The sequence below is a fragment of the Bacillus sp. SIMBA_008 genome (assembly GCF_046535495.1).
Taxonomy (GTDB): Bacteria; Bacillota; Bacilli; order Bacillales; family Bacillaceae; genus Bacillus; species Bacillus subtilis.
This window is the reverse complement of sequence record NZ_JAWRWL010001337.1, coordinates 1-233: the sequence shown is the minus strand read 5'-3', so window position 1 is coordinate 233 and position 233 is coordinate 1. Positions and strand designations below refer to the sequence as shown.

The 233-nt window shown below is 73.0% G+C and carries 1 pseudogene; it reads left to right on the top strand.

What is annotated here, in order from left to right:
• Positions 1 to 233, top strand: a pseudogene (locus SB658_RS27795) (FAD-dependent oxidoreductase); the annotation flags it as partial.

Here is a 233-nt window from a genome sequence, read left to right as displayed (position 1 = left end):
GGTCGATCATCGACACCGCCGACCGGGAGTCGCATCTGGCGGCGGCGAAGGCGCAGTCGCTGGCCTACTTCCACTGGCTGCAGACCGAGGCACCGCGCCCCGACGGCGGCCGCGGATGGCCGGGACTCCGACTCCGAGGCGACGTCACCGGAACGGAGGACGGATTCGCCCAGGCGCCGTACATCCGCGAGTCCCGCCGCATCCGGGCGCTGCGCACCGTGGTCGAGCAGGAC